Genomic DNA, 26,750 nt, shown 5'->3' on the forward strand with positions numbered 1-26,750 from the left:
CATCCATGCAGATTTCGGTAAATGAGTTTCTGACACCCCGTCACATCGACGTGCAGGTTGTCAGTCCAACCCGCGCCAAGATCACGCTCGAGCCTCTCGAGCGTGGCTTCGGCCATACCCTGGGCAACGCGCTGCGCCGCATCCTGTTGTCCTCCATGCCTGGCTGTGCAGTAGTCGAGGCCGAGATCGATGGCGTACTCCACGAGTACTCCGCGATCGAAGGTGTACAGGAAGACGTCATTGAAATCCTGTTGAACCTGAAAGGCCTGGCTATCAAACTGCACGGTCGTGACGAAGTTACGCTGACCTTGTCGAAAAAGGGTTCGGGGGTGGTTACCGCTGCCGATATTCAGCTGGATCACGATGTCGAGATCGTCAACCCCGATCACGTAATCGCGAACCTGGCGTCCAACGGCGCCCTGAACATGAAGCTCACTGTAGCTCGTGGTCGCGGTTACGAGCCGGCCGACTCCCGTCAGACTGACGAAGACGAAAGCCGCAGCATTGGCCGTCTCCAGCTGGACGCCTCGTTCAGCCCGGTGCGTCGTATCGCCTACGTGGTCGAGAACGCCCGTGTTGAGCAGCGTACCAACCTGGACAAGCTGGTCATCGATCTGGAAACCAACGGTACCCTGGATCCTGAAGAGGCTATCCGTCGTGCCGCGACCATCCTGCAACAGCAGCTGGCCGCGTTCGTCGACCTCAAAGGTGACAGCGAGCCGGTTGTGGTCGAGCAGGAAGACGAGATCGATCCGATCCTGCTGCGCCCGGTTGACGACCTGGAACTGACTGTACGTTCGGCCAACTGCCTCAAGGCGGAGAACATCTACTACATCGGCGACCTGATTCAGCGTACCGAAGTAGAGCTGTTGAAGACTCCTAACCTGGGCAAGAAGTCCCTGACTGAAATCAAGGACGTCCTGGCCTCCCGTGGTCTGTCTCTCGGCATGCGCCTCGACAACTGGCCGCCTGCAAGCCTTAAGAAAGACGACAAGGCGACTGCCTGATCGTCGTAATCACCGAACGTTGTGTTTGGTAAGGAATGAATCATGCGTCATCGTAAAAGTGGACGTCACCTGAGCCGTACCAGCTCTCACCGCAAAGCTATGTTCCAGAACATGGCTGTGTCGCTGATCGAGCACGAGCTGATCAAAACCACCCTGCCGAAAGCCAAGGAACTGCGCCGCGTTGCCGAGCCGCTGATCACCCTGGCCAAGGAAGACAGCGTTGCCAACCGTCGTCTGGCCTTCGACCGTACCCGTTCGAAGTCCGCCGTTGGCAAACTGTTCAACGACCTGGGCAAGCGTTACGCCACCCGTCAGGGCGGCTACCTGCGCATCCTGAAGTGCGGTTTCCGCGCTGGCGACAACGCGCCTATGGCGTACGTCGAGCTGGTTGATCGTCCGGTCGGTGGTGCTGTAGAAGCTGCCGAGTAAGACGTTCTGTCTGCTACAAGAAACCGGGCCTAGGCCCGGTTTTTTGTTGTCTGATGAATTGTTATTTTCTATTGATATAAGTCACTTAATGAATTTGTCCTTGTAACCTCGCTCGACAATAATCTCCTCAAGCCGATTAGCCGGCAATTCAAGACCGATCAGGAGAGCCCATGAGCAAGATTCTCACTACCGCCAGCGGTGCACCCGTAGCCGACAACCAGAACTCCCGTTCCGCAGGCCCTCGTGGCCCGCTGCTGCTCGACGACTTCCACCTGCTCGAGAAGCTTGCCCACTTCAACCGCGAGAACATCCCGGAGCGTCGCGTGCACGCCAAGGGCTCCGGCGCCTACGGTACCTTCACCGTCACCCGCGATGTCACCGAGCTCACCAGTGCCAAGCTGTTCGAGGCTATTGGCAAGCAGACCGAAACGTTCCTGCGGTTCTCCACCGTGGGCGGCGAACGCGGCTCTGCGGATACCGAACGCGACCCGCGTGGTTTTGCGGTTAAGTTCTACACCGAGGAAGGCAACTGGGACATTGTTGGCAACAACACTCCCGTGTTCTTCATTCGCGACCCGCTGAAGTTCCCTGACTTCATCCACACCCAGAAGCGCCACCCGCAGACCAACCTGAAGAACGCGCAAATGATGTGGGACTTCTGGTCGCATTCGCCCGAGGCACTGCACCAGGTCACCATCCTGTTCTCCGATCGCGGCATTCCCGATGGGTACCGCCACATGCACGGCTTCGGCAGCCACACCTACAGCCTGATCAACGCCCAGGGCGAGCGGAGCTGGGTCAAATGGCACTTCAAGACCCAGCAAGGCATCAAGAACCTGGCGCCGGCTGATGCCGCCCGTCTGGCCGGGAGCGACCCGGACTACGCCCAGCGTGACCTGTTCGAGGCCATCGAGCGCGGCGATTTCCCGCGTTGGACCGTGTGCATCCAGGTGATGAGCGAGGCCGAGGCGGCCAGCCGTGACGAAAACCCGTTCGATGTGACCAAGACCTGGTCGCAGAAGGACTACCCGTTGATCGAAGTCGGTGTGCTGGAGCTCAACCGCAACCCGCTCAACTACTTCGCCGAGGTCGAGCAGGCGGCGTTCGGGCCCAGCAACATGGTCCCCGGGGTTGGCCTGTCGCCAGACCGCATGCTGCAGGGGCGTGTGTTCGCCTATGCCGATGCGCATCGCTACCGCGTAGGCACCAACCACCAGCAACTGCCGGTCAATGCGCCGCGCAGCCCGGTGAACAGCTACCAACGCGACGGCTCCATGGCCATCGGCGCATACGGCGGCGCTCCTAACTACGAGCCCAACAGCCATGCAAGCGCGCCGAAGCAATCGCCGCGGCATGCCGAGCCCGCACTGGCCCTGAACGGCTCGGCGGATCGTTACGATCACCGTGAGGACAACGATTACTACAGCCACGCCGGGGCACTGTTCCGTCTGATGAGCGATGAGCAGAAGGCGCTGTTGATCGACAACATCGCCGGGACCATGGCCGGTGTCAGCGACGATGTCATCCAGCGTCAGCTGCAGTACTTCTACAAGGCTGATCCGGCCTACGGCGAAGGGATTGCCAAGGCATTGGGCGTGAATCTCGGCTAAGTCGAAGTGATAAGAAGAACCGCCCTCATTTGGGCGGTTTTTCAATGAATATCACTACTGTTTAGCCGATTTTTTGCTTCTAATTGCGCGTTTTTCAGTGACCGCGAGCAAAACCTGGTTCACACTAGCCCTATTGACGTATTCACACGGAGAAGCAGGGCGATGCAAGGTCACCCGGACGTAATCAACTATCTCGTCACGTTGCTGAAGGGCGAACTGGCAGCACGCGATCAGTACTTCATTCACTCGCGCATGTACGAAGACTGGGGCCTGACCAAGCTCTATGAACGTATCAACCACGAGATGGAAGAAGAGACGCAGCACGCCGATGCCCTGATGCGCCGTATCCTCATGCTCGAAGGCACGCCGGACATGCGCGCCGACGACCTGGAAGTGGGCAGTACCGTGCCGGAGATGATCGAGGCCGACCTCAAGCTCGAGTACAAGGTACGTGCCGCGCTGTGCAAGGGCATCGAGCTGTGCGAACTGCACAAGGACTACATCAGCCGCGACATCCTGCGCGCGCAGCTGGCCGACACCGAAGAAGATCACACCTACTGGCTGGAGAAGCAGCAGGGCCTGATCAAGGCCATCGGCCTGGAGAACTACCTGCAGTCGCAGATGTAAGTTATCCACAGCCCTACGAAAAAGCCCCTGGCACCGACGGTACCAGGGGCTTTTTCATGTCAGCGACTCCACTCAGGCCCGGTCACGCTCCAGCAGTGGCTTGAGGTAGTGGCCGGTGTACGACTGCTTCATCTTGCTCAGCTCTTCTGGCGTGCCACAGGCAATGATCTGGCCGCCTTTGGACCCACCTTCCGGCCCCAAATCCACCAGCCAGTCGGCGGTCTTGATCACATCCAGGTTGTGCTCGATGACCACCACGGTGTTGCCGTGGTCACGCAGGCGGTGCAGCACGTCCAGCAGTTGCTGGATATCGGCGAAGTGCAGGCCGGTGGTCGGCTCGTCGAGGATGTACAGGGTCTTGCCTGTGTCGCGTTTGGACAGCTCGCGGGACAGCTTGACCCGCTGCGCTTCGCCGCCCGACAGCGTGGTCGCCGATTGCCCCAGCTTGATGTACGACAGGCCCACATCCATCAGGGTCTGCAGCTTGCGCGCCAGGGCCGGCACCGCGTCGAAGAACTCGCGGGCATCCTCGATGGTCATTTCCAGCACCTCGTGGATGTTCTTGCCCTTGTACTTGATCTCCAGGGTTTCTCGGTTGTAGCGCTTGCTCTTGCACACGTCGCACGGCACGTAGATGTCCGGCAGGAAGTGCATCTCCACCTTGATCAGGCCGTCGCCCTGGCAGGCCTCGCAGCGCCCACCCTTGACGTTGAACGAGAAGCGCCCCGGGCCGTATCCGCGCGAACGCGATTCCGGCACCCCGGCGAACAGCTCGCGGATCGGCGTGAAGATGCCGGTGTAGGTAGCCGGGTTCGACCGTGGCGTACGGCCGATCGGGCTCTGGTCGATATCGACCACCTTGTCCAGGTGCTGCAGGCCATCGACGCTGGCGTGCGGCGCTGCTTCCAGGCTGCTTGCCCCGTTTAGCGCAGTGGCGGCCAGGGGGAACAGGGTGTTGTTGATCAGCGTCGATTTGCCCGAGCCGGACACACCGGTCACGCAGGTCAGCAGGCCGATCGGCACTTCCAGGTCGACGTTCTGCAGGTTGTTGCCGCGCGCGCCCTTGAGTTTGAGCGACAGCTTCTTGTTGCGCGGGGTGCGCTTGGCCGGCACGACGATCTTCTTGCGTCCGGACAGGTATTTGCCAGTCAGCGAGTCGGGATGCGCCATCACCTCCTCGGGTGAGCCCTCGGCGACGATCTGCCCGCCATGCACGCCAGCGCCCGGGCCAATGTCCACCACGTAGTCGGCCAGGCGGATGGCGTCCTCGTCGTGCTCGACCACGATCACCGTGTTACCGAGGTCGCGCAGGTGGTTGAGCGTTGCCAGTAAGCGGTCGTTATCGCGCTGGTGCAGGCCGATCGAGGGCTCGTCGAGAATGTACATCACGCCCACCAGGCCTGCGCCGATCTGGCTGGCCAGGCGGATACGCTGGGCCTCGCCGCCAGACAGGGTATCGGCGCTGCGGTCCAGGGTCAGATAGTCGAGGCCGACGTTGACCAGGAACTGCAGACGCTCGCAGATCTCCTTGAGAATCTTCGCCGCGATCTCGCCACGCCGACCGGTGAGGCTCAGCGCGCCGAAGTAATTGCTGGCTTCGCCGATCGGCAGGTTGGTCACTGCCGGCAGGGTCTTCTCACCCACCCAGACGTGGCGCGCTTCGCGGCGCAGGCGGGTGCCGCGGCAATCAGGGCAGGGCTGGGTGCCGAGGAACTTGGCCAGCTCTTCACGCACGGTGGCCGACTCGGTCTCGCGATAGCGACGCTCAAGGTTCGGCACGATGCCTTCGAACGGGTGCGAGCGCTTGACGATGTCGCCTCGGTCGTTGAGGTACTTGAAGTCGACACTCTGTTTGCCGCTGCCGTTCAGAATCACCTTCTGGTGCTCGGCGGACAGCTCGCCGAACGGTTCCTCCAGGCTGAAGCCGTAATGCGCGGCCAGCGAGCCGAGCATCTGGAAGTAATAGACGTTGCGCCGGTCCCAACCGCGAATCGCGCCTTCGGCCAAGGTCAGCTCGGCGTTGACCAGGCGTTTGGTGTCGAAGAACTGCTTGACCCCCAGGCCATCGCAGGTCGGGCAGGCGCCAGCCGGATTGTTGAAGGAGAACAGCTTCGGCTCCAGTTCGCTGATCGCATGGCCGCACACCGGGCAGGCGAAGCGCGCCGAGAAGATCACTTCTTCGCCTTCCTCGTCGTCCATCGGCGCCACCAGGGCGATGCCGTCGGCCAGCTTGAGCGCGGTCTCGAAGGACTCGGCCAGGCGCTGCTGCAGGTCGGCGCGGACCTTGAAGCGGTCTACCACCACATCAATGCTGTGTTTCTTCTGTTTGTCGAGCTTGGGCAACTCGTCGAGCTCGTAGAGCTTGCCGTTGACCCGGGCGCGTACGAAACCCTGGGCGCGCAGTTCGTCGAACACCGCCAGGTGCTCGCCCTTGCGCTCGCGGATCACCGGCGCCAACAGCATCAGCTTGCTGCCTTCGGGCTTTTCCAGCACCAGGTCGACCATCTGGCTGATCGTTTGCGCTTCAAGCGGGATGTCATGGTCCGGGCAGCGCGGGGTGCCGACGCGGGCATAGAGCAGGCGCAGGTAGTCGTAGATCTCGGTGATGGTGCCGACGGTCGAGCGCGGGTTGTGCGAGGTCGACTTCTGCTCGATGGAGATGGCCGGCGACAATCCTTCGATGGTGTCGACGTCGGGTTTTTCCATCATCGACAGGAACTGCCGGGCATAGGCCGACAGCGACTCGACATAGCGGCGCTGGCCTTCGGCGTACAGCGTGTCGAACGCCAGCGAGGACTTGCCGGACCCGGACAGGCCGGTGATCACGATCAGTTTGTCCCGGGGCAGGGTCAGGTCGATGTTCTTCAGGTTGTGGGTACGCGCCCCACGGATCAGGATCTTGTCCACTACGGCCTCGCTCGGCGGGCATAAACAAAGCAGTATACGGCGCGCTGCCAGTACGCGGCAAAGCGTCGCGTATATGCCGTCAAGGCGTCGGACTGATAGAATCGCCGCCGGTTCACACGAGGTTAATCCATGCACGACACCCACAACGAGCGCATGAGTGGCAGCGAAACCCGCGCCGCGAGCGGCCTGGCCCTGGTCTTTGCCTTTCGTATGCTGGGCATGTTCATGGTGCTGCCGGTGCTCGCCACCTACGGCATGGACCTGGCCGGCGCCACGCCTGCACTGATCGGCCTGGCCATCGGCGCCTATGGTCTGACGCAAGCGGTGCTGCAGATTCCGTTCGGGGTGATTTCCGACCGCATCGGTCGCCGGCCAGTGATCTATGTGGGGCTGGTGATCTTCGCCCTGGGCAGTGTGCTGGCGGCCCAGGCCGACTCGATCTGGGGGGTTATTGCCGGGCGCATCCTGCAGGGCGCGGGGGCGATTTCCGCGGCGGTCATGGCGCTGTTGTCCGACCTGACCCGCGAACAGCACCGGACCAAGGCCATGGCCATGATCGGCATGAGCATCGGCCTGTCGTTCGCCGTGGCGATGGTGGTCGGCCCGCTGTTGACCCGCGCCTTTGGTTTGTCAGGATTGTTCCTGGCCACTGCAGGACTTGCCCTCGTCGGCATCGCGCTGATCGCTTTCGTCGTGCCCAGCTCGCACAGTGTGCTGAGTCATCGCGAGTCCGGTGTCGCCCGTCAGGCCCTCGGCCCGACCCTGCGCAATCCGGACCTTCTACGCCTGGACATCAGTATTTTCGTGCTGCACGCGATCCTGATGGCCAGCTTCGTGGCGCTGCCGCTGGCCTTCGTCGAGCGCGGCGGGCTGCCCAAGGAGCAGCACTGGTGGGTGTACCTGACCGCACTGCTGGTTTCATTTTTTGCAATGATCCCCTTCATCATCTACGGGGAAAAGAAGCGCAAGATGAAACGCGTGTTGCTCGGCGCGGTCAGTGTCCTGCTGCTGGTGGAGGTGTTCTTCTGGCAGTGGGCTGACAACTTGCGCGGACTCGTGATCGGCACCGTGGTATTCTTTACTGCATTCAACCTGCTGGAGGCATCCTTGCCTTCGCTGGTCAGCAAGGTGTCGCCTGCCGGCGGCAAGGGCACGGCGATGGGGGTGTACTCCACCAGCCAATTCCTTGGCGCGGCACTGGGTGGCATCCTCGGTGGCTGGTTGTTCCAGCACGGTGGCTTGAGCATGGTGTTCCTCGGCTGCGCTGGCTTGTGCGCCTTCTGGCTGCTGACGGCGTTGCGCATGAACGAGCCGCCGTACGTGACCAGCCTGCGCATGCCGCTGACGCCGGAAGCGGTCCGGGAAGCCGGGCTGACCGAGCGCCTGATGGCCGTGCCGGGTGTGACCGACGCTGTGGTGGTGGCAGAAGAAGCCGCCATCTATATCAAACTGGATACGAAAATTTTGGACCGTGCGACCCTCGAGCGTCTGGTGAACCCAGCCTCTGCGGCGTGCGAAGCCTAGGAGAACGTTATGGCCCGTGGGGTTAACAAAGTCATTCTGGTCGGTACCTGCGGTCAGGATCCCGAAGTCCGCTACCTGCCCAACGGTAACGCCGTGACCAACCTGAGCCTGGCCACCAGCGAGCAGTGGACCGACAAGCAGTCGGGCCAGAAGGTCGAGCGCACCGAGTGGCACCGTGTCTCGCTGTTCGGCAAGGTCGCCGAAATCGCCGGCGAGTACCTGCGCAAGGGTTCGCAGTGCTACATCGAGGGCAAGCTGCAGACCCGCGAGTGGGAAAAGGACGGCATCAAGCGCTACACCACCGAGATCATCGTCGACATCAACGGCACCATGCAGCTGCTCGGCGGTCGTCCGCAGGGCCAGCAGGGCGGTGGCGACCAGTACAACCAGGGTGGTGGCAACAACTACAACCAGGGCGGTCAGCAGCAACAATACAACCAGGCTCCACGCCAGCAGGCCCAGCGCCCGCAACAAGCTCCGCAGCGCCCAGCGCCGCAACAGCCGGCTCCGCAGCCTGCCGCTGACTTCGACAGCTTCGACGACGATATTCCGTTCTGATCCTTGCCTGTGGGCACTAGGTGCCACAGGTGAACGGAGCTGTGACAAGAAACCCGCTTCAGGCATGAAGCGGGTTTCTTTTTGCCTGTCAGCTTTCTTCGAGTGCCGCCTGGGCAAACTGTGCATCTAGCTCTGGTGTTGCTCCGCTGATGCCTATACCGCCGATATGCCTGCCGTTCGCATCCATGATTGGCAACCCGCCTTCCAGCAAAGTGAAACCGGGCAGCGAAGCGTAGGGATTGGCTGGCAATCCGGCGCTGCGTTCACCCAGTGAGCGGGATGAAAGTGGAAAGCGTGCAGATGTAGCGGCTTTGAGCTGCGCGACCTGGATGCTGCCGCTGCTGGCGCCGTCCATGCGATGGAAGTGCTTCAGGTTGCCGTGGTTGTCGACGATGCTGATGACGATGGCGAAGCCTTGGGCACGGGCGGCGCGCTCGGCGGCGGCGGCCAGGCGTCGAGCCTTTTCGGCGCTAATGGGCGAAATGGCAGGGGTGTCGGGCCGGTTGGGTGGGGCCGCCAGTGTGGGCGTTACGTGCATCGGGAGGGCGAGCAAGAGCCCGACCATGAAGTGTTTCGTGTTCATTCATACGTGCCTCGTCCATGTGGATTCCGCAACCTATCAAGCAAAAGCTGGTTTGCGGTGTAGTCCGTTTCTGATCGCAATGTGGGACTGCATTACCTTTCCATGATCCATATCACCCCACTTCCCAGATTCTTGACTAGGCTTAACAGTTGGCGGTCTCTGTCCACCGCCACCGTGAAGTCCCTGAGGCGCCGGCCAAGTCCCGTGCGCCCGAGAACCTGATCAGGAGTGCACGATGGACCTCAACCGTCGGCAATTCTTCAAGGTCGCCGCCGTCGGCCTTGGAGGCTCGAGCCTCGCGGCGTTGGGCATGGCCCCGACCCCCGCGTTCGCCGAGCAGGTGCGCCACTTCAAGCTGGCGCATACCAAAGAAACCCGTAACACCTGCCCCTACTGCTCGGTCGGCTGCGGCCTGATCATGTACAGCCAGGGTGACGCGGGCAAGAACGTCAAACAGAACATCATCCATATCGAGGGCGACGCGGACCATCCGGTCAACCGCGGCACCTTGTGCCCGAAAGGCGCGGGCCTGCTGGACTTTATCCACAGCCCGAGCCGCCTGCAGTACCCCGAGGTGCGCAAGCCGGGCAGCAACGAGTGGACCCGCATCGAGTGGGACGAAGCCCTCGACCGCATCGCCGACCTGATGAAACAGGACCGCGACGCCAACTTCATCGAGAAGAACGCCCAGGGCCAGACGGTCAACCGCTGGCTCACCACCGGGTTCCTTGCTGCGTCCGCCGCTTCCAGCGAAGCGGGCTACCTGACGCACAAGGTGGTCCGTGCAACCGGCATGCTGGGGTTCGATAACCAGGCGCGTGTCTGACACGGCCCGACGGTGGCAAGTCTTGCCCCGACGTATGGCCGTGGCGCGATGACCAATCACTGGTCCGATATCGCCAACGCAAACCTGGTCCTGGTGATGGGCGGCAACGCCGCTGAAGCGCACCCGTGCGGCTTCAAGTGGGTGACCGAAGCCAAGGCGCACAACAAGGCGCGGCTGATCGTGGTCGACCCGCGGTTCACCCGTACCGCCTCGGTGGCCGATTACTACGCGCCGATCCGTACCGGCAGCGACATCGCCTTCATGGGCGGGCTGATCAACTACCTGCTGAGCAACGACAAGATCCAGCACGAGTACGTGCGCAACTACACCGATGTGTCGTTCATCGTCAAAGAGAGCTATGGCTTCGAGGACGGACTGTTCAGCGGCTACGACGCGACCAAGCGCGTGTATGCCGACAAGTCTGGCTGGGGTTATGAGCTGGGCGAGGATGGCTTTGCCAAGGTCGACCCGACCCTGCAGCACCCGCGTTGCGTGTACCAGTTGATGAAGCAGCACTACAGCCGCTACACGCCGGAGCTGGCGAGCATGACCTGTGGCATGCCCCAGGACCAGATGATGAAAGTCTGGGAAGAGATCGCCACCTGCTCGGTGCCGGGCAAGACCATGACGATCCTCTATGCCCTGGGCTGGACCCAGCACTCGATCGGCGCGCAGATCATCCGCAGCGCGGCGATGGTGCAGTTGCTGCTGGGCAACGTCGGCATGCCCGGTGGCGGGGTCAACGCCCTGCGCGGGCACTCCAACATCCAGGGCCTGACCGACCTGGGCCTGCTGTCTAACTCGCTGCCGGGCTACCTCACGCTGGCCGGCGACGCCGAGCAGGATTACGCCACCTACATCGACAAGCGCGCCTCCAAGCCGTTGCGCCCGGGGCAGCTGTCGTACTGGCAGAACTACGGCAAGTTCCACGTCAGCCTGATGAAGGCCTGGTACGGCGCCAACGCCACGGCCGAGAACAACTGGGGCTATGACTGGCTGCCCAAGCTCGACGTGCCGGCCTACGACGTGCTGCGCATGTTCGAGATGATGGGCCAGGGCAAGGTCAACGGCTACATGTGCCAGGGCTTCAACCCGATCGCCGCGTTGCCGGACAAGAACCGCGTCACCGCCGCGCTGGCCAAGCTCAAGTGGCTGGTGATCATGGACCCGCTGGCTACCGAAACGTCCGAGTTCTGGCGCAACGCCGGCCCGTTCAACGACGTCGACACGGCCAACATCCAGACCGAGGTGATCCGCCTGCCCACCACCTGCTTCGCCGAAGAGGACGGTTCGCTGGTCAACAGCAGCCGCTGGCTGCAGTGGCACTGGAAGGGCGCCGATGGCCCGGGCCAGACCCGTACCGACGTGCACATCATGAGCGAGCTGTTCCTGCGCCTGCGCAAGCGCTATCAGGCCGAGGGCGGCGCCTATCCGGACCCACTGCTCAACATCAGCTGGCCGTACAAGGTCCCTGAGGAGCCATCCCCCGAAGAGCTGGCCAAGGAGATGAACGGCTGGGCGGTCAGCGACCTGACCGATGCCAGCGGCGCGATGCTCAAGGCAGGGCAACAGCTCGCCGGCTTCGCGCAGTTGAAGGATGACGGCAGCACCGCGTCGGGCTGCTGGATCTTCGCCGGCAGCTGGACCGAGCAGGGCAACCAGATGGCCCGTCGTGACAACAGCGATCCCTATGGCATGCACCAGGTGCAGAACTGGGCCTGGGCCTGGCCGGCCAACCGCCGCATCCTCTACAACCGCGCCTCCAGCGACCCGCAAGGCAAGCCATGGGACCCGGAGAAGAAGCGCCTGGTGTGGTGGAACGGCAAGGCCTGGACCGGCACCGACGTGCCCGACTTCAAGGTCGACTCGCCGCCGGAGGCGGGGATGAATCCGTTCATCATGAACCCCGAGGGTGTGGCGCGCTTCTTCGCCATCGACAAGATGGCCGAGGGCCCGTTCCCCGAGCATTACGAACCTTTCGAGACACCGATCGGCATCAACCCGCTGCACCCGCAGAACAAGAAGGCCACCAGCAACCCGGCCGGGCGGATCTTCGATTCGGTGTGGGACACCTTGGGTACCCACGACGAGTTCCCGCACGCCGCGACCACCTACCGGCTGACCGAGCACTTCCACTTCTGGAGCAAGCATTGCCGGCTCAACGCCATCGCCCAGCCCGAGCAGTTCGTCGAGATCGGCGAGGTGCTGGCGAACGAGAAGGGCATCAAGGCCGGTGACCGGGTAAGGGTATCGAGCAAGCGCGGGCACATTGATGCGGTGGCGGTGGTGACCAAGCGGATCCGTCCGCTGCAGGTCAACAACCAGACCGTGCACCAGATCGGCATCCCGCTGCACTGGGGCTTCACCGGTGCCACGCGGCACGGCTACCTGACCAACACCCTGGTGCCGTTCCTCGGGGATGGCAACACGCAGACGCCGGAGTCCAAGTCGTTCCTCGTCAAAGTGGAGAAACTCTGATGGCCAGCCAAGACATCATTGCCCGCTCGGCCACCACCACCGTGCCGCCCTCGGTACGCCAGCAGCAGGAAGTCGCCAAGCTGATCGACACCACCAAGTGCATCGGCTGCAAGGCCTGCCAGGTGGCGTGTTCGGAGTGGAACGAACTGCGTGACGAGGTTGGCCACAACCATGGCACCTACGACAACCCCCAGGACCTCAGTGCCGAAACCTGGACCCTGATGCGCTTCACCGAGCACGAGCGCGACGACGGCAACCTGGAGTGGCTGATCCGCAAGGATGGCTGCATGCACTGCGCCGATCCGGGTTGTCTGAAAGCGTGCCCGAGCCCGGGGGCGATCATCAAGCATGCCAACGGTATCGTCGACTTCAACCAGGACCACTGCATCGGTTGCGGCTACTGCATCACCGGCTGCCCGTTCAACATCCCGCGCATTTCGCAGAAGGATCACAAGGCGTACAAGTGCACCCTGTGTTCCGACCGTGTGAGCGTGGGCCTGGAGCCGGCCTGCGTGAAGACCTGCCCGACAGGGGCGATCGTCTTCGGCAGCAAGGAGGAGATGAAGGTGCACGCCGACGAGCGCATCGTCGACCTGAAGTCGCGGGGCTACGACAACGCCGGGTTGTACGACCCGGACGGTGTCGGCGGCACCCACGTGATGTACGTGCTGCACCATGCTGATACGCCGCGGATCTACGCCGGTCTGCCGGACCAACCGGTGATCAGCCCGCTGGTCGGGCTGTGGAAGGGCTTCAGCAAGCCGCTGGCGCTGCTTGCCATGGGCGCGGCGGTGCTGGCCGGGTTCTTCCACTACGTACGTGTCGGCCCGCAGCGGGTCGAGGAGGATGAGCATCCGGCACCTGTGGATAACGATGTCCACCAGGTGGACCCGGCGGTGCATGTCTATGATCCGAACCGCCCGGGCGGGCAGGGGGAGCAGCGGCCATGAACGACAACAAGCCTATCCTGCGCTACAACGCCAACGAGCGGAGCAACCACTGGATCGTCGCGATCCTGTTCGTGCTGGCCGGCCTGTCGGGGCTGGCGCTGTTCCACCCGGCGCTGTTCTGGCTCAGCCACCTGTTCGGCGGCGGGCCGTGGACACGGATCCTCCACCCGTTCATCGGCGTGGCCATGTTCGTGTTCTTCCTTGGCCTGGTGCTGCGCTTCTGGCGCGCCAACTTCATCACCGCCAACGACCGCCTGTGGCTGCGCCGCATCGACCGGGTGATGCTCAACAAGGAAGAGGGCGTGCCGCCGATCGGCAAGTACAACGCCGGGCAGAAGCTGCTGTTCTGGACCTTGCTGGCGTGCATGCTGGTGCTGCTGGTCAGCGGCGTGGTGATCTGGCGGGCCTGGTTCAGCCATTACTTTGATATCGGTGCTATCCGACTGGCGACCTTGCTGCATGCCCTGGCGGCGTTCGTGCTGATCCTCAGCATCATCGTGCACATCTACGCCGGGATCTGGATCAAGGGCTCGATCGGCGCCATGCTGCATGGCTGGGTCAGCCGCGCCTGGGCGCGCAAGCACCATGAACTGTGGTACCGGGAAGTCACCGGCGACAAGACGCCGCACAATCACGGTAGAAAAGAAGGATGAGCGTTTGAGCACGATTCTCGAACCCGGGCAGATCGAAGCGTCGGCGGTAATGCCGCCGTTCCTGCATCTGCCGCCCGCCAATCTGTTCGCAGTGCGGGCCGCGCGCCTGGAGCACCTGGCCGAGGGCAATGCCCTTGGCGAGTATCTGCATCTGGTCGCGCGCCTGTGCCGGATCCAGCAGCAGCTTGTGGATAACCCGCCCGGTGGCTTGCCGGTAGCCGAGGAGCGTCAGCGCCTGTGCATAAGTCATGGCCTGCCACCCCTGGCAGCGGACGGCCTGGTGCGCGAAGGGCAGTGGCTGGTGTGGCTGCAAGCGCTGCTCGATCACTTCGAACCGGCGCCCGAAGGGCCACTGGCAGCGGCGCTGGGCAGCCTGCGCGAGAGCGGTGACGAACAGCGCAAGGGCTGGGCCATCGCGCTGCTCGGTGGCCAGTACGACGCCGTACCGACGGCCTTGGTGCCCTTCCTGGGCGCGGCGTTGCAGGCCGCCTGGTCGAGTTGGTTGCTGACGCTGCCAGAGCCTGAGCTCAAGCCCGCTGGCAGCCTGGCCCAGTGCCCGGCCTGCGGCTCGCCGGCCATGGCCGGTGTGGTGCGCAATCGCGGCAAGCACAACGGCCTGCGCTACCTGGCCTGTTCGCTGTGTGCCTGCGAATGGCATGTGGTGCGGGTCAAGTGCGTGTACTGCGAGTCGAGCAAGGGCCTGCGCTACAGCAGCCTCGAGGATGACCGCCATGCGCCGGGCAAGGCACCGCTGCGCGCCGAGTGCTGTCCGGGGTGCCAGGGCTACCTGAAGCAGAGCTACCTGGAGAACGACGCGGCGGCCGAGCCGTTGGCCGATGACCTGGCGAGCCTGGCGCTGGATATGCGGCTGGACGAGGAGGGCTTCCATCGGCTGGCGCCGAACCTGCTGCTGGCGCCGGGCAGTGGGTGAGTGTCTACACTTCAGTATCGAGTTGCCCCCATCGCCGGCAAGCCGGCTCCCACAGGTGCAGCGCAAGCCTTGAATCTGGCACTGGGCCTGTGGGAGCTGGCTTGCCAGCGATAGGGCCGGACCAGACAACGGATCAGTCATAGGTAGTACTGCATGTCCTCAAGCCCCGCCAGCGCCACCCCGCGCCTGCCCTCCATCGACTCCCTGCTGCGCCACCCCGCCTGCCAGCCGTTGCTCGACCGCCACGGCCGTGACGCCGTGCTGGCCACCCTGCGCCAGCTGCTCGACGACCTGCGTGACCCCGCCCGGCTAGGCCAACTAACTGCCGTGGAGCTGGCCGCCGAGGTGCTGCTCGGGCGCACGGGCGAGCGCCTGGCCATCCAGCAGCGCAGCCAGGTGCGCCGGGTCTTCAACCTCACCGGTACGGTGCTGCACACCAACCTCGGCCGCGCCCTGCTGCCGGAGGAGGCGGTGGAGGCGATGCAGGTCGCCGCCCGCTATCCGCTGAACCTGGAGTTCGACCTGGCCACCGGCAAGCGGGGTGACCGCGACGACCTGATCGAAGGCCTGATCCGCGAGCTGACCGGCGCCGAAGCCGTCACCGTGGTCAACAACAATGCCGCCGCCGTGCTGCTGGCGCTCAACAGCCTGGGCGCACGCAAGGAGGGCATCATCTCCCGCGGCGAGCTGATCGAGATTGGCGGTGCGTTCCGCATCCCCGACATCATGGCCCGCGCCGGGGTGAAGCTGCACGAGATCGGCACCACCAACCGCACCCACGCCCGCGACTACGAAGGCGCGATCAACCCGCGCACAGGGCTGCTGATGCGCGTGCATTGCAGCAACTACAGCATCCAGGGCTTCACCAACCAGGTACCCACCGCCGAGCTGGCGCGCATCGCCCATGACCACCAGCTGCCGCTGCTCGAAGACCTGGGCAGCGGCAGCCTGCTCGACCTGACCCGCTGGGGCCTGCCGGCCGAGCCGACGGTGCGCCAGGCGCTGGCCGACGGCGCCGACATCGTCACCTTCAGTGGCGACAAGCTGTTGGGCGGCCCGCAGGCGGGGATCATCGTCGGGCGCAAGGAACTGATCGCGAAGATCAAGAAGAACCCGCTCAAGCGTGCCCTTCGGGTCGACAAGATCACCCTTGCCGCGCTGGAGGCGGTGCTGCAGCTCTATCGCAACCCCGATCGCCTGGCCGAACGCCTGCCCAGCCTGCGCCTGCTGACCCGTGCCCAAGCCGAGATCGCCGCCCAGGCCGAGCGCCTGGCGCCCGAGTTGGCTGCTCGTCTCGGCGCGCAATGGGTGGTGAGCGTCGAGCCGGCCCTGGGCATGATCGGCAGCGGCAGCCAGCCGGTGGCGCGGCTGCCCAGCGCGGCGCTGTGCCTGCGCCCGCAGGTGTCGAAGAAACTGCGCGGGCGTAGCTTGCATGTACTGGAGCGCGCGTTGCGCGACCTGCCGGTGCCGGTGCTCGGGCGTATCGACGACGATGCCCTGTGGCTTGACTTGCGCCAGCTGGACGACGAGGCCCAGTGGCTGGCGCAACTGCCGGCGTTGCAACTGGGGGCGGTGCAGTGATTGTCGGGACTGCCGGCCACATCGACCATGGCAAGACCGCGCTGCTCCAGGCCCTGACCGGCCAGGCCGGCGACACCCGCCGGGAGGAGCGCGACCGGGGCATGACCATCGACCTCGGCTATCGCTACGCGGCGCTGGCGCAAGGGGCGCCGCTGACAGGCTTCATCGATGTGCCGGGCCACGAGCGGTTTATCCACAACATGCTGGCCGGTGCCCATGGCATCGACCTGGTACTGCTGGTGGTGGCCGCCGACGATGGGGTGATGCCGCAGACCCGTGAGCACCTCTCGATTATCGAGTTGCTGGGCATTCCCCAGGCGCTGGTGGTGATCAGCAAGTGCGACCGGGTCGAGCCGTCGCGGTTGAGTGAAGTCCGGGCCCAGATCATCGAACTGCTCGCGCCCGGCCCCTACGCCGGGGCCAGGCAGTTTGCGGTTTCGAGCCTGTCCGGCGAGGGCATCGACGCCCTGCGCGAGGCTTTGCTGGCGGCTGAAGCGCATGTTCGCCAGCGCAGCGTGCGTGGCGGTTTCCGTCTGGCGGTAGACCGAGCTTTCGCGGTTTCCGGAGCGGGAGTCGTGGTCACCGGCACGGCGCTGGCCGGGCAGGTCAGCGTCGGCGATACCTTGCTGCTCGGCAAGGCCGGCAAAGCGGTGCGGGTGCGTGGCCTGCATGCCCAGAACCAGGCAGCCCTGGTCGCCGCAGCCGGGCAGCGGGTGGCCTTGAACATCAGCGCTGAAAAGCTCTCGGCCGAGCAGGTGCATCGTGGCGACTGGCTTGTGCCGGAGTGGCTGCATGCGCCCAGCGTGCGGGTCGATATCGACTTCACCCTGCTGCCGGGTGAAACCCGCGCCTTCGAGCATTTCAGCGCAGTGCACGTGCACCTGGGCACCCAGGATGTCACCGCCCGGGTTGCCTTGCTCGAAGGTGAGCGGCTCGCCGCCGGCCAGCGCATGTTCGCCCAGTTGCTGCTCAATGCCCCGCTGCAGGCGGTGCATGGGGATCGTCTGGTGCTGCGTGACCAACGCGCCCAGCGCACGCTGGGTGGTGGGCGTGTGCTCGACCCGTTCGCCCCGAGCCGGCAACGGCGCAGCGAAGCGCGCTTGCGTCAGTTGCAGGTGCTGCGCGACACCGACAATCTCGAGCAAGCGTTGTCGGCCCTGCTCGAGGCGGCCCCCGGCGGTCTCGAGCCCCGGCGTCTGGAGCGCCAGTTCAACCGCCTGCGCGAGAGCTGGCAGTTGCCGGATTCGGTGCTGGTGATTGCCACCCGTCAAGGTCAGCTGTTGTTCGATCGCTTACAGTGGCAGGCACTCAAGCGACAGGTGCTGGAGCGTCTGGCGCAGTTCCATGCGCAAGAGCCCGACCAGCTTGGCCCGGACCGGGACCGCTTGCGCCGCTTTACCGCCTTGCCATTGGAGCGCCCCGCGTTTGTCAGCTTGCTCGATGAGCTGCTGGGCGCAGGTGCGATCAGCAGCAGCGGCCCCTGGTTGCACCTGCCGGACCACCGGGTCCAGTTGAGCGACGCGGACAGCGCGTTGTGGGAGCGTCTGTTGCCGCGCTTGTTGGCAGGTGAGTTCGACCCGCCCTGGGTACGGACCCTGGCCGGCGAGGAGGGTTGCGAAGAGGCTGATGTCCGGCTGTTGTTGCGCAAGCTGGCCCGGTTGGGCCTGGTGCATCAGGTGGTGCGTGACCTGTTCTACCCGGAGACGACGCTCAGGCGCATGGCAGAGCTGCTGTTGCGCCAGGCTGCGACTTCGCCGATAGTGCAGGTCGCGGCGTTTCGCGATGGTTTGGCCATCGGTCGCAAGCGCAGTGTGCAGATACTCGAGTACTTCGACCGCATCGGCCTGACTCGACGGGTCGGTGACCTGCGGCAGGTTCGTGCCGACAGCGCCCTGGCCCAACCGCAACACGGGCCCTGATTTCAAGGAAGGCAATCGCGCCCGGTGGCGCGGCCGGGCTTCAAACCCGGTTGGGGACGGCAGCCGTTCCCGGGCAGGTTCGACTCCCGCTGCCTTCCGCCATTTCTCCCGGTTACCAAACGCTCGCGGGCGGAACGCTTAAGCGCGCTCCCCGCACAGATCCAGCGCAAACCAGTGCTCTGCCGAGTCGGCATCCAATCCCGCACCGAGCAACGCAAACAGCTTGCCCAGCGCCGCCTCGCGGGTCATGCCGCCGCCACTGACCAGCCCGGTGTCGCGCAGGCGGCTGCCGGCGGCATAGGTGTCGAACACCACCGAGCCTTCCGGGCACTGGCTGATGGCAACGATCATCACGCCGCCCTGGCGGGCGTCGTGCAGCGCGTCGAGCAGCGCCTGGTCATCCGACGGGCCGGTGCCGCTGCCGTAGCACTCCAGCACCAGGCCCTGGATGCCGCTGTCGAACAGGCCGCGCAGGTGTTCGGCGGCAAGGCCCGGGAACACAGGCATGACCGCCAGCTTGACCGGCTGGCGTGGCTGGCGGTAGTCCAGGCGGTTCGGCAGTTCCGGGGCACGCTCGCCATCACGATGGCGCGGCAGCACGGTGAAGGCGTCGAACGCCTCGCTGCGCAGTTTCGAGGCGCGGCAGCCGTGCAGCAACTGGCCATGGAAATACAGCTGCACGCCGTCTTCCAGGCCGTTTTCGAACAGATTGAGCGCGCCGACCAGGTTGGCCCAGGCATCGCTGTCCGGCGCGCCGGCCGGCAGCATGGAACCGGTCAGCAGGACCGGCACCGGCAGGCCCAGCAGCAGGAACGACAGGGCTGCGGCGCTGTACGCCAGGGTGTCGGTGCCGTGCAGCACCAGCACGCCGTCGTGGCCGTCGCGCTCGACCGCCTCGACGATGGCATCGCGCATCGCCAGCCAGTTGGCCTGTTGCATGTTGGCGCTGTCGATCAACGGGTTCAGTTCACGCAGCGCCCATTGCACCTTTGGCGCATCGCCGCAGGCGGCAAAGTGTTCGCGCATGCGCGCTTCGAAGCCACCGGCCGGCGCGAGGCCTTCGGCGGTCTGCAGCATGCCGATGGTGCCGCCGGTGTACAGGACGAGGAGATTCTTGACTGCACGCATGGGAGTATTCCGTAGCGATGTAGCGAAGGAAGGAGACAACCGCCCCGGGCGGGGCGGTTGTGGCAGGGCAGGGTATCAGTGCTGCGCTGGCGCCGGGGCGGCGGCTTTGTCAGCGGCTGTTTCAGCCTGCGGGTTGGCCGGCCAGGCGGCGCGGTCCAGGTCCAGGTCGGCGAACTTGCTGGAGTCGAACACTGGCTGCTTGATGCCCGCCTTGCGTTGGGCGTCGTAGTCGCGCATCACGCGCAGGCCGACCTTGAACAGCATGGCCAGGGCGATCAGGTTGACGAAGGCCAGGCAGGTCATGGTGATGTCGGCGAAGGCGAACACGGTCGACAGGTCCTGGGTCGAACCCCACACTACCAGCGCCAGCACCAGGCCACGGAAGGTCATCAGCACGGCACGGTTGCGGCTGAGGAACTGCAGGCTGTTCTCGCCCAGGTAGTAGTTGTAGAGGATGCAGGTGAAGACGAACAGCGACAGCGCGACGCTGACGAAGATGCGGCCCCAGTCACCGACCACGGCGGCCAGCGAGTTCTGGGTCAGGACGATGCCGTCACCTTCGAAGCCCGGGGTGTAGAAGCCCGACAGCAGGATCAGCAGCGCGGTGCAGGTGCAGATCACGAAGGTGTCGAGGAACACGCTGAAGGCCTGGACCACGCCTTGGGCGCCCGGGTGTTTCACGGCGGCGACGGCGGCCACGTTCGGCGCGCTGCCCAGGCCCGCTTCGTTGGCAAACACGCCACGTTTCACGCCCATGACGATGGCGCTGCCGAGCAGGCCGCCGAACGCCGGGTCGAGGCCGAAGGCGCTCTTGAAGATGGTTTCCAGCATGGCTGGCACGTGTTCGATCTGGGTGCCGATCACGTACAGGGTCACGCCGATGTAGGCCAGGGTCTTGACCGGTACCAGCAGGTCGGACACTGCGGCGATGCGCTTGATGCCGCCGATGAAGGTGATGGCCAGCAGCACGGCGAGGACGATGCCGGTCTGCTTGGGATCGAAGGCGAAGGCGTTCTGCAGCGAGTGGGTCACGGTGTACGACTGCAGGCCGATGAAGGCGAAGCCGTAGGTGACCAGCAGCAGGATCGAGAACACGATGGCCATGCTTTTCAGCTTCAGGCCGTGCTGGATGTAGTACGCCGGGCCGCCGCGGTACAGGCCGTCGCCGTCGGCGCGCTTGTAGACCTGGGCCAGGGTGCATTCGAAGAAGCTGCTGGACATGCCCACCAGTGCGGTGACCCACATCCAGAACACGGCGCCTGGGCCGCCGAGGGTCACGGCGATACCGACACCGGCGATGTTACCGGCGCCGACGCGGCCGGCGAGGCTCAGCATCAGGGCCTGGAACGAGCTCAGTTGGCCTGCCTGGCCGCGAAGGGATTCCTTGAAGACGCCGAACATGTGGCCGAAGTGGCGGAACTGGACGAACCGCGAGCGGATGGTGAAGTAACCGCCGAGTCCGACGATCAGCACGATGAGGAGTTTCCCCGAAAGGAAATCGTTGAGTGCTTCGAGCATTGGAAAATGACCTCGATTCTTATTCTTCGCATGGAAAGACCAGCGGACGGCAGGCGCACCGCTATTCATTGGGGGCGCATGGTTGGCCATGACAACTATGGTTACAATTTCGCGGGTTGCTCTGTTTTGGTGCGACTTGATGCTAGAATGGCGCCACTCGCATCACCTGGACCCGCGTATCATGGGCGATCATTTCGCTATCAACCTCAAATTGGCCTGCAGCCACTACCGCTCTATCTCCGAGGTTTGCCGGCAGCTGTCGATCAATCGGGCGCAGTTCAACAAGTACCTGAGCGGCCAGAGCCGCCCGACGGCCTACAACCTCAAGCGTATCGGCGACTTCTTCGGCGTGGAGGACTACGAGCTTGGCCTGCCGCCCGAGCAGTTCGCTCGCCTGATCGGTGCACGCAACCAGCAGCAGCCTGTCGGCCCCCAGGACGACCCCATCAGCGAGCTGTTCAAGCCTCTGCATAAAGAAGCCGGCAACCTCTCGCGCTATTGCGGCTATTACTTCGAATACTCCAACTGCATGTCGGTGCCCGGTTCGATCCTGGTGTCGCTGGTGCACCTGTGGGAGGAGCGCGGCAGTTTCTTGTTCGAGCGCCAGGAACGCCAAGAGCGCAGCAGCGGCCTCGACCGGCATGCCGAGGTGCGCTGCCGCTACCTGGGTGCGGCGTTCCAGCTGCAGGACCGGATGTTCCTGATCGACTACGAGTCGCTGACCCTTAACGAGATGAGCCAGACCGTGCTCATCCCCAGTTTCAAGAGCCGTATCAGCCGCTTGAACGGTCTCAAGACCGGGGTTTCCAGCGGTGACCGGCGCAACCCGGCCTGCACCCGGGTGGTGTGGGAGTACCTGGGCGAGGAGATCAACCGTATCAACGCCTTCCGGCAGATCAAGCTGTACCGCCCGGACGATCCGCGCATCGACGACGATATCCGCGACCGCCTAAGTGCGGGGATGATCAGCAACGGGTTGTTCGAGATCGAGTGAATCAACGTTGATGTCGCATTGACTCGTGGGCGCCCGCAGAGCTAGTCGAGAATGAACGCCGCCACCGCATCGGCCACCTGATCCGCCACCTGTGGCCGGTCTCGCAGGTGCGCGGCGATGCCGTGGTCGCAGTCGGTGAGCATCAGGCATTCCACATGGGGCGCCGGCACCGAACGCAGCAAGGCGTGGGTGACTTCCTCGGGGATCGGGCTGTAGCGCTCGACACCCGCCAGGCGCCGGGTGCCGGCAGAGGTGCCGGGGCCCTGGCCGTGGACCCTGGAGTTGAGCCCGTCATATTCGCCGATCACCAGCAGCACCCGGCCCTGGAACTGGCGCAGGAAGGCATAGCTGTCGCAGTCGAGGAACGCATAAGGCTTGCGAATCGCTTCGCTGAAGGCCGGCCCGAAGGGCGCGCAATGGGCTGCATCGGGATAGACCGCCGGGCAGATCAGCACCAGCTTGCGCACGTTGGGGCGTTGGGCGGCCAGCTTGAGGGCGATGGCGGCGCCCAGGCTGTGGCCGACCAGGGTGTCGCTGCGCGCGTCCAGATGCTGGTGGAAGCGCAGGGCTTCCTGCAGGTTGCTGGCCAACGACGCGTCCTTTGCACCCGGCTCGCTGGCCAGGCTGTGGCCGGAGAGGTTGCCGGTCAGCGAACCGATCCCCTGCTGTTGCAGGCGATAGAGCAAAGGGTTCAGGCGGGTGAAATCGGAGCGGGCGCCGCCGACCACGAAGACCGTGGGGGCGCACTCATGTACCGGGAGCAGCAGGCGGGCCTGTTGCCGATAACCGTCGAAAGCCTCGTCGATGAAGCGTTCCGGGCCGGGAGCGGGTTCGTCGTATTGCCATCTGGCGCGCAGCGCGGTGTTCGACTCGGCATCCATGTTGATCTCCTTGAACAGGCCATGCGCAGTATAAGTAGCTGTCGGCAAAGGCGGAACACCCGTCCGATCGGCGCCAATCGGCACGCGGTGCGCGCCAGGCCTTGCCTGGGTTGGACTTCCCCTGTCGGAAACAGCAAAATGAACCCTTTCCTCCATCGACCAGACCGGACCTGTTGACTCTATGCGTATGCGCCTGATGCTGTTGGGTGGTGGCAATGCCCTCGGGCAAGCGCTGATTCGTCTCGGGGCCGAGGAAGATATCGCTTTCCTGGCGCCTCGCCCTCCGGAAAACGGCTGGGATCCGGCCAGCCTGACCCTGCTGCTCGACGAGCAGCGCCCGCACACCGTGATCAACCTGGCCTACTACTTTGACTGGTTCCAGGCCGAGTCGGTCAGCGAGCAACGCCTGGCTCAGCAGGAGCGGGCGGTGGAGCGGCTCGCCGAGTTGTGCCAGCACCACGAGATGATCCTGGTGCAGCCGTCCAGCTACCGGGTGTTCGATGGCTCGCGCGCCACCGCCTACAGCGAGAAGGACGAACCGGTGCCGCTCGGCCTGCGTGGCCAGGCGCTGTGGCGCATCGAGCAGAGCGTGCGCGCCACCTGCCCGCAGCATGTGCTGCTGCGTTTCGGCTGGCTGCTGGATGAAAGCCTCGATGGCGCGCTCGGGCGTTTCCTGACCCGTGCCGAGCAGCCCCAGGAGTTGCTGCTGGCCGATGACCGCCGCGGCAACCCGACACCGGTGGACGACGCGGCACGGGTGATCCTCTCGGTGCTCAAGCAGCTCGATTGCCAGGCGCCGCTGTGGGGGACCTACCACTACGCCGGCAACGAGGCTACCACGCCGCTGGTGCTCGGCCAGGCGATCCTTACCGAGGCCACCCAGTGGCGCAAGCTGGCCGTGCAGGCGCCCACCGCCCAGGCCCACGCCGCCCGCCCGGATGCCAGCGAGGAGCCGCAACACGCGGTACTGGCCTGCAAGAAGATCCTTCATACCTTCGGCATCAAGCCACGCGCCTGGCGCGCCGGCTTGCCGCCCCTACTGGACCGATTCTACCGACATGGCTGACGCCCCCATCCTGATCACCGGCGGTGCCGGCTTCATTGGCTCGCACCTGTGCGACGCGTTGCTGGAGAAAGGCTACGCGGTGCGTATCCTCGACGACCTGTCGACCGGCAAGCGCGACAACCTGCAACTTGGCCACCCGCGCCTGGAACTGCTCGAGGGCGATGTCGCCGATGCCGCGCTGGTGGCCCGTACCGCCAGTGGTTGCCAGGCAGTGGTGCACCTGGCCGCGGTGGCCTCGGTGCAAGCTTCGGTGGAAGACCCGGTGAAGACCCACCAGAGCAATTTCATCGGCACGCTGAACGTGTGCGAGGCGATGCGCCTGAACGGCATCCGCCGCGTGCTGTTCGCTTCCAGCGCGGCGGTGTACGGCAATAACGGCGAAGGCCAGTCGATTGCCGAAGACACCCCCAAGGCGCCGCTGACCCCCTATGCGGTGGACAAGCTGGCCAGCGAGCAGTACCTGGACTTCTACCGCCGCCAGCATGGCCTGGAGCCGGTGGTGTTCCGCTTCTTCAACATCTTCGGGCCACGCCAGGACCCTTCCTCGCCGTATTCAGGCGTGATCAGCATCTTCTGCGAGCGCGCCACCAGTGGCAAACCGATCACGGTGTTCGGTGATGGCGAGCAGACCCGCGACTTCCTGTTTGTCGGTGACCTGGTCCAGGTAATGGTGCAGGCGCTTGAGCAGCATGCGGTGGAAGAGGGTGCGGTGAACATCGGCCTGAACCAGGCGACCTCGCTGAACCAGTTGCTCAAGGCGCTGGAACAGGTGGTGGGCGGTTTGCCTGCAATCAGCTACGGCCAGGCACGGTCGGGGGACATCCGCCATTCGCGGGCGGACAACTCGCGTTTGCTGGCACGTTTCGCATTTCCCGAGCCAACGCCGTTTGTCGAAGGCCTGGCCCGCTTGCTCGGCAAAGCTTGAGCCTCTCGCGGGGCTTGCCCCGCGATGACGTCACGATTGCCGGATCACCCGCCGCCGGCAATCCTCCGGCCCCAGCACCCGCCCGTCCCGCGCCCGCACCTGCAATGTCTCCAGCCCCTGGCCGCGATCGTCGACCAGCTGCGAGCGTGACTCTCCCGCCGTGAACAGGTAGCGCTCCCCCCATTGGCGCAAACCGATCACGATCGGAAACACCGAACGGCCCTTTTCCGTCAGCGCATATTCCTTGTAGGCACTGCCATCGGACGCAGGCTGCTGTGCCAGCAGCCCGGCCTCCACCAGCAGTTTCAGGCGCGAAGCGAGGATGTTCTTCGCCAGCCCGAGGTTTTTCTGCAATTCGCTGAAGCGGCACGGGCCATCGAAGGCATCGCGCAGGATCATCAGCGCCCAGCGCTCGCCGAGCACCTCCAGGGCGCGGGCCACTGGGCATTGCTGGTTGTTCTCGTCGAGCATGAGGCGTTCCTTGAGTGTGATCTGGTTGCAGAATAAAACCATGTTTGCTAGAAATCCAGTTTCATGGTTTTAAATTGAAACCAGATTTGGAGAGATTGCTGATGCCACCGCTCACTCGCGGATTGACGCTGTTGTTGGCTACCGCCTGCGCCCTGGCCGTGGCCACGGTGTACCTCGCCCAGCCGCTGCTGGAGGCCATGGCCGCGAGCCTCGGCGTAAGCGCTGCGCGCGCCGGCCTGGTGGTGGGCATGACCCAGGCCGGCTATGCCTTGGGTCTGTTGCTGATCGTGCCGCTGGGCGACCTGGTTGATCGTCGCCGGCTGATTGTCGGCCAGTTGCTGGCATCGGCCGGCGCGCTGTTGGCCGTGGCGTTTGCCGTGGACTGGGCCATGCTGCTGGCGGCGATGGCCATGGTCGGCCTGGCTGCGGTGGTGGTGCAGGTGGTGGTCGCGCATGCCGCCACACTGGCCACGCCAGCCCAGCAGGGGCAGGCGGTGGGGACTGTCACCAGTGGCGTGGTGCTGGGGATCCTGTCAGCGCGCTTGGTCTCGGGTGCACTGGCTGACCTGCTGGGCTGGCACGGCGTATACGTCGTGGCGGCGGGGCTGGCGTTGGCCATGGCGTTGTTGCTGGCCTGGCGCTTGCCTGCTGTCAAGCCGCAGGGGCCGAGGCAGCGCTATCGGGTACTGCTGGTTTCAGTGCTGCGCTTGTACCGGCATGACCGTCTGCTGCGTCAGCGCGGTGTGTTTGCGGTGCTGGTCTTTGCGGCGTTCAGCGTGCTGTGGAGCGCGATGGTGTTGCCCCTGAGCGCGCCGCCGCTGGCGCTCGATCACACCCAGGTCGGGCTGTTCGGCCTGGCCGGTGTGGCTGGCGCGCTGGCGGCGTCGCGTGCCGGGCGCCTGGCGGATAAGGGGCAGGGCCGGTGGGTAGGCGGGTGGGCGCTCGGGCTGTTGACGCTGTCATGGCTGCCCAGCGCCTACCTGGAGCAGTCACTGCTGGCGCTGGTGATCGGCGTGCTGATGCTGGACCTGGCCGTGCAGGCCGTGCATGTGACCAACCAGAGCCTGTTGCTGGCGGGGCGTGGCGAGATGGCCAGCCGGCTGATCGGCGCCTACATGTGCTGCTACTCGGTCGGCAGCGGGGTGGGGGCGGTCGTGGCAACCTGGGTGTACGGGCAGTGGGGC

Annotated in this window: 22 protein-coding genes and 1 tRNA gene; 17 read left to right on the top strand and 6 right to left on the bottom strand. The window is 64.6% G+C overall.

Features of this window, described 5'->3' with window-relative positions:
- Nucleotides 1-5 precede the first annotated feature (5 nt).
- The 4 genes from AC3WL2_RS22335 (at nt 6) to bfr (ending at nt 3,673) form a co-directional block, all read left to right on the top strand.
- Nucleotides 6-1,007 carry a DNA-directed RNA polymerase subunit alpha gene (locus tag AC3WL2_RS22335; RefSeq protein ID WP_003255452.1) on the top strand — a complete coding sequence of 334 codons (1,002 nt, stop codon included), beginning with the start codon at nt 6-8 and terminating at the stop codon, nt 1,005-1,007.
- A 42-nt stretch (nt 1,008-1,049) separates the two neighbouring features.
- On the top strand, nt 1,050-1,436 hold the full coding sequence (gene rplQ / locus AC3WL2_RS22340) for a 50S ribosomal protein L17 (protein ID WP_003255451.1): 387 nt from the start codon (nt 1,050-1,052) through the stop codon (nt 1,434-1,436).
- A gap of 170 nt (nt 1,437-1,606) precedes the next feature.
- A complete protein-coding gene (locus tag AC3WL2_RS22345; RefSeq protein ID WP_102684365.1) occupies nt 1,607-3,046 on the top strand; it encodes a catalase in 1,440 nt (479 codons plus the stop codon).
- Between the two features lie 162 nt (nt 3,047-3,208).
- Nucleotides 3,209-3,673 carry a bacterioferritin gene (gene bfr, locus AC3WL2_RS22350; protein ID WP_028690240.1) on the top strand — a complete coding sequence of 155 codons (465 nt, stop codon included), beginning with the start codon at nt 3,209-3,211 and terminating at the stop codon, nt 3,671-3,673.
- Nucleotides 3,674-3,745: 72 nt separating this feature from the next.
- On the opposite strand, the gene uvrA is transcribed toward bfr, so the two are convergent.
- Complete coding sequence (gene uvrA, locus AC3WL2_RS22355) at nt 3,746-6,580, bottom strand: excinuclease ABC subunit UvrA (protein WP_173862457.1); 2,835 nt, start codon at nt 6,578-6,580, stop codon at nt 3,746-3,748.
- 129 nt (nt 6,581-6,709) lie between these two features.
- Here uvrA and AC3WL2_RS22360 point away from each other — a divergent pair, with 129 nt between their 5' ends.
- Nucleotides 6,710-8,104: an MFS transporter gene (locus AC3WL2_RS22360; RefSeq protein WP_046857339.1), complete on the top strand. Its 1,395-nt coding sequence runs from the start codon at nt 6,710-6,712 to the stop codon at nt 8,102-8,104.
- 9 nt (nt 8,105-8,113) lie between these two features.
- Nucleotides 8,114-8,662, top strand: coding sequence for a single-stranded DNA-binding protein (locus AC3WL2_RS22365; protein WP_023629920.1), 549 nt, complete (start codon nt 8,114-8,116; stop codon nt 8,660-8,662).
- 88 nt (nt 8,663-8,750) lie between these two features.
- On the opposite strand, the gene AC3WL2_RS22370 is transcribed toward AC3WL2_RS22365, so the two are convergent.
- The gene (locus AC3WL2_RS22370) at nt 8,751-9,245 is read right to left on the bottom strand and encodes a GlcG/HbpS family heme-binding protein (RefSeq protein WP_256582661.1); all 495 of its coding nucleotides are present in this window, start codon (nt 9,243-9,245) and stop codon (nt 8,751-8,753) included.
- 235 nt (nt 9,246-9,480) lie between these two features.
- Between AC3WL2_RS22370 and fdnG the strand changes: the two genes are divergently transcribed.
- From fdnG to AC3WL2_RS22405, 7 genes are all read left to right on the top strand, one after another.
- The gene (gene fdnG, locus AC3WL2_RS22375) at nt 9,481-12,549 is read left to right on the top strand and encodes a formate dehydrogenase-N subunit alpha (protein WP_146022615.1); all 3,069 of its coding nucleotides are present in this window, start codon (nt 9,481-9,483) and stop codon (nt 12,547-12,549) included.
- Complete coding sequence (fdxH, locus tag AC3WL2_RS22380; RefSeq protein WP_038707246.1) at nt 12,549-13,499, top strand: formate dehydrogenase subunit beta; 951 nt, start codon at nt 12,549-12,551, stop codon at nt 13,497-13,499. The genes fdnG and fdxH overlap by 1 nt, the downstream gene beginning before the upstream one ends.
- Complete coding sequence (locus AC3WL2_RS22385) at nt 13,496-14,152, top strand: formate dehydrogenase subunit gamma (RefSeq protein ID WP_102684367.1); 657 nt, start codon at nt 13,496-13,498, stop codon at nt 14,150-14,152. Before fdxH ends, AC3WL2_RS22385 begins: the two co-directional genes overlap by 4 nt.
- 4 nt (nt 14,153-14,156) lie before the next feature.
- Nucleotides 14,157-15,083 (top strand): formate dehydrogenase accessory protein FdhE, encoded by a 927-nt coding sequence (gene fdhE / locus AC3WL2_RS22390; protein WP_102684368.1) that lies wholly within the window; start codon nt 14,157-14,159, stop codon nt 15,081-15,083.
- A gap of 153 nt (nt 15,084-15,236) precedes the next feature.
- On the top strand, nt 15,237-16,664 hold the full coding sequence (gene selA, locus AC3WL2_RS22395) for an L-seryl-tRNA(Sec) selenium transferase (RefSeq protein WP_102684369.1): 1,428 nt from the start codon (nt 15,237-15,239) through the stop codon (nt 16,662-16,664).
- Nucleotides 16,661-18,583 carry a selenocysteine-specific translation elongation factor gene (gene selB / locus AC3WL2_RS22400; RefSeq protein WP_102684370.1) on the top strand — a complete coding sequence of 641 codons (1,923 nt, stop codon included), beginning with the start codon at nt 16,661-16,663 and terminating at the stop codon, nt 18,581-18,583. Before selA ends, selB begins: the two co-directional genes overlap by 4 nt.
- A 6-nt stretch (nt 18,584-18,589) precedes the next feature.
- A tRNA-Sec gene (locus AC3WL2_RS22405) sits at nt 18,590-18,685 on the top strand.
- Nucleotides 18,686-18,721: 36 nt separating this feature from the next.
- Here the strand turns inward: AC3WL2_RS22405 and AC3WL2_RS22410 are convergent.
- Nucleotides 18,722-19,711: an asparaginase gene (locus AC3WL2_RS22410; protein ID WP_102684371.1), complete on the bottom strand. Its 990-nt coding sequence runs from the start codon at nt 19,709-19,711 to the stop codon at nt 18,722-18,724.
- A 75-nt stretch (nt 19,712-19,786) separates the two neighbouring features.
- Nucleotides 19,787-21,229 carry an alanine/glycine:cation symporter family protein gene (locus AC3WL2_RS22415; RefSeq protein WP_023632679.1) on the bottom strand — a complete coding sequence of 481 codons (1,443 nt, stop codon included), beginning with the start codon at nt 21,227-21,229 and terminating at the stop codon, nt 19,787-19,789.
- Between the two features lie 181 nt (nt 21,230-21,410).
- Here AC3WL2_RS22415 and AC3WL2_RS22420 point away from each other — a divergent pair, with 181 nt between their 5' ends.
- Nucleotides 21,411-22,223, top strand: coding sequence for a helix-turn-helix domain-containing protein (locus AC3WL2_RS22420; RefSeq protein WP_023632678.1), 813 nt, complete (start codon nt 21,411-21,413; stop codon nt 22,221-22,223).
- A gap of 41 nt (nt 22,224-22,264) precedes the next feature.
- Here the strand turns inward: AC3WL2_RS22420 and AC3WL2_RS22425 are convergent, their stop codons facing one another.
- A complete protein-coding gene (locus AC3WL2_RS22425) occupies nt 22,265-23,104 on the bottom strand; it encodes an alpha/beta hydrolase (RefSeq protein ID WP_102684372.1) in 840 nt (279 codons plus the stop codon).
- A 181-nt stretch (nt 23,105-23,285) separates the two neighbouring features.
- Here AC3WL2_RS22425 and AC3WL2_RS22430 point away from each other — a divergent pair, with 181 nt between their 5' ends.
- Nucleotides 23,286-24,170 carry a sugar nucleotide-binding protein gene (locus AC3WL2_RS22430; protein WP_038707252.1) on the top strand — a complete coding sequence of 295 codons (885 nt, stop codon included), beginning with the start codon at nt 23,286-23,288 and terminating at the stop codon, nt 24,168-24,170.
- A complete protein-coding gene (locus AC3WL2_RS22435; RefSeq protein ID WP_102684373.1) occupies nt 24,163-25,095 on the top strand; it encodes an NAD-dependent epimerase/dehydratase family protein in 933 nt (310 codons plus the stop codon). Before AC3WL2_RS22430 ends, AC3WL2_RS22435 begins: the two co-directional genes overlap by 8 nt.
- A gap of 30 nt (nt 25,096-25,125) precedes the next feature.
- Here the strand turns inward: AC3WL2_RS22435 and AC3WL2_RS22440 are convergent, their stop codons facing one another.
- Nucleotides 25,126-25,566 (bottom strand): winged helix-turn-helix transcriptional regulator, encoded by a 441-nt coding sequence (locus AC3WL2_RS22440; protein ID WP_102684374.1) that lies wholly within the window; start codon nt 25,564-25,566, stop codon nt 25,126-25,128.
- 98 nt (nt 25,567-25,664) lie between these two features.
- Between AC3WL2_RS22440 and AC3WL2_RS22445 the strand changes: the two genes are divergently transcribed.
- Nucleotides 25,665-26,750 (top strand): MFS transporter (locus tag AC3WL2_RS22445; RefSeq protein ID WP_102719468.1); only part of this gene is annotated, 1,086 nt, incomplete at its 3' end.

The organism is Pseudomonas sp. FW305-96 (genome assembly GCF_058783825.1).

What these genes read in the sequence shown, in the direction of transcription:
- AC3WL2_RS22335 (WP_003255452.1), top strand. Translation starts at nt 6, where the DNA reads ATGCAGATTTCGGTAAATGAGTTTCTGACACCCCGTCACATCGACGTG.
- rplQ (WP_003255451.1), top strand. Translation starts at nt 1,050, where the DNA reads ATGCGTCATCGTAAAAGTGGACGTCACCTGAGCCGTACCAGCTCTCAC.
- AC3WL2_RS22345 (WP_102684365.1), top strand. Translation starts at nt 1,607, where the DNA reads ATGAGCAAGATTCTCACTACCGCCAGCGGTGCACCCGTAGCCGACAAC.
- bfr (WP_028690240.1), top strand. Translation starts at nt 3,209, where the DNA reads ATGCAAGGTCACCCGGACGTAATCAACTATCTCGTCACGTTGCTGAAG.
- AC3WL2_RS22360 (WP_046857339.1), top strand. Translation starts at nt 6,710, where the DNA reads ATGCACGACACCCACAACGAGCGCATGAGTGGCAGCGAAACCCGCGCC.
- AC3WL2_RS22365 (WP_023629920.1), top strand. Translation starts at nt 8,114, where the DNA reads ATGGCCCGTGGGGTTAACAAAGTCATTCTGGTCGGTACCTGCGGTCAG.
- AC3WL2_RS22370 (WP_256582661.1), bottom strand. Translation starts at nt 9,245, where the DNA reads ATGAACACGAAACACTTCATGGTCGGGCTCTTGCTCGCCCTCCCGATG.
- fdxH (WP_038707246.1), top strand. Translation starts at nt 12,549, where the DNA reads ATGGCCAGCCAAGACATCATTGCCCGCTCGGCCACCACCACCGTGCCG.
- AC3WL2_RS22385 (WP_102684367.1), top strand. Translation starts at nt 13,496, where the DNA reads ATGAACGACAACAAGCCTATCCTGCGCTACAACGCCAACGAGCGGAGC.
- selA (WP_102684369.1), top strand. Translation starts at nt 15,237, where the DNA reads ATGTCCTCAAGCCCCGCCAGCGCCACCCCGCGCCTGCCCTCCATCGAC.
- AC3WL2_RS22410 (WP_102684371.1), bottom strand. Translation starts at nt 19,711, where the DNA reads ATGCGTGCAGTCAAGAATCTCCTCGTCCTGTACACCGGCGGCACCATC.
- AC3WL2_RS22415 (WP_023632679.1), bottom strand. Translation starts at nt 21,229, where the DNA reads ATGCTCGAAGCACTCAACGATTTCCTTTCGGGGAAACTCCTCATCGTG.
- AC3WL2_RS22420 (WP_023632678.1), top strand. Translation starts at nt 21,411, where the DNA reads ATGGGCGATCATTTCGCTATCAACCTCAAATTGGCCTGCAGCCACTAC.
- AC3WL2_RS22425 (WP_102684372.1), bottom strand. Translation starts at nt 23,104, where the DNA reads ATGGATGCCGAGTCGAACACCGCGCTGCGCGCCAGATGGCAATACGAC.
- AC3WL2_RS22430 (WP_038707252.1), top strand. Translation starts at nt 23,286, where the DNA reads ATGCGTATGCGCCTGATGCTGTTGGGTGGTGGCAATGCCCTCGGGCAA.
- AC3WL2_RS22435 (WP_102684373.1), top strand. Translation starts at nt 24,163, where the DNA reads ATGGCTGACGCCCCCATCCTGATCACCGGCGGTGCCGGCTTCATTGGC.
- AC3WL2_RS22440 (WP_102684374.1), bottom strand. Translation starts at nt 25,566, where the DNA reads ATGCTCGACGAGAACAACCAGCAATGCCCAGTGGCCCGCGCCCTGGAG.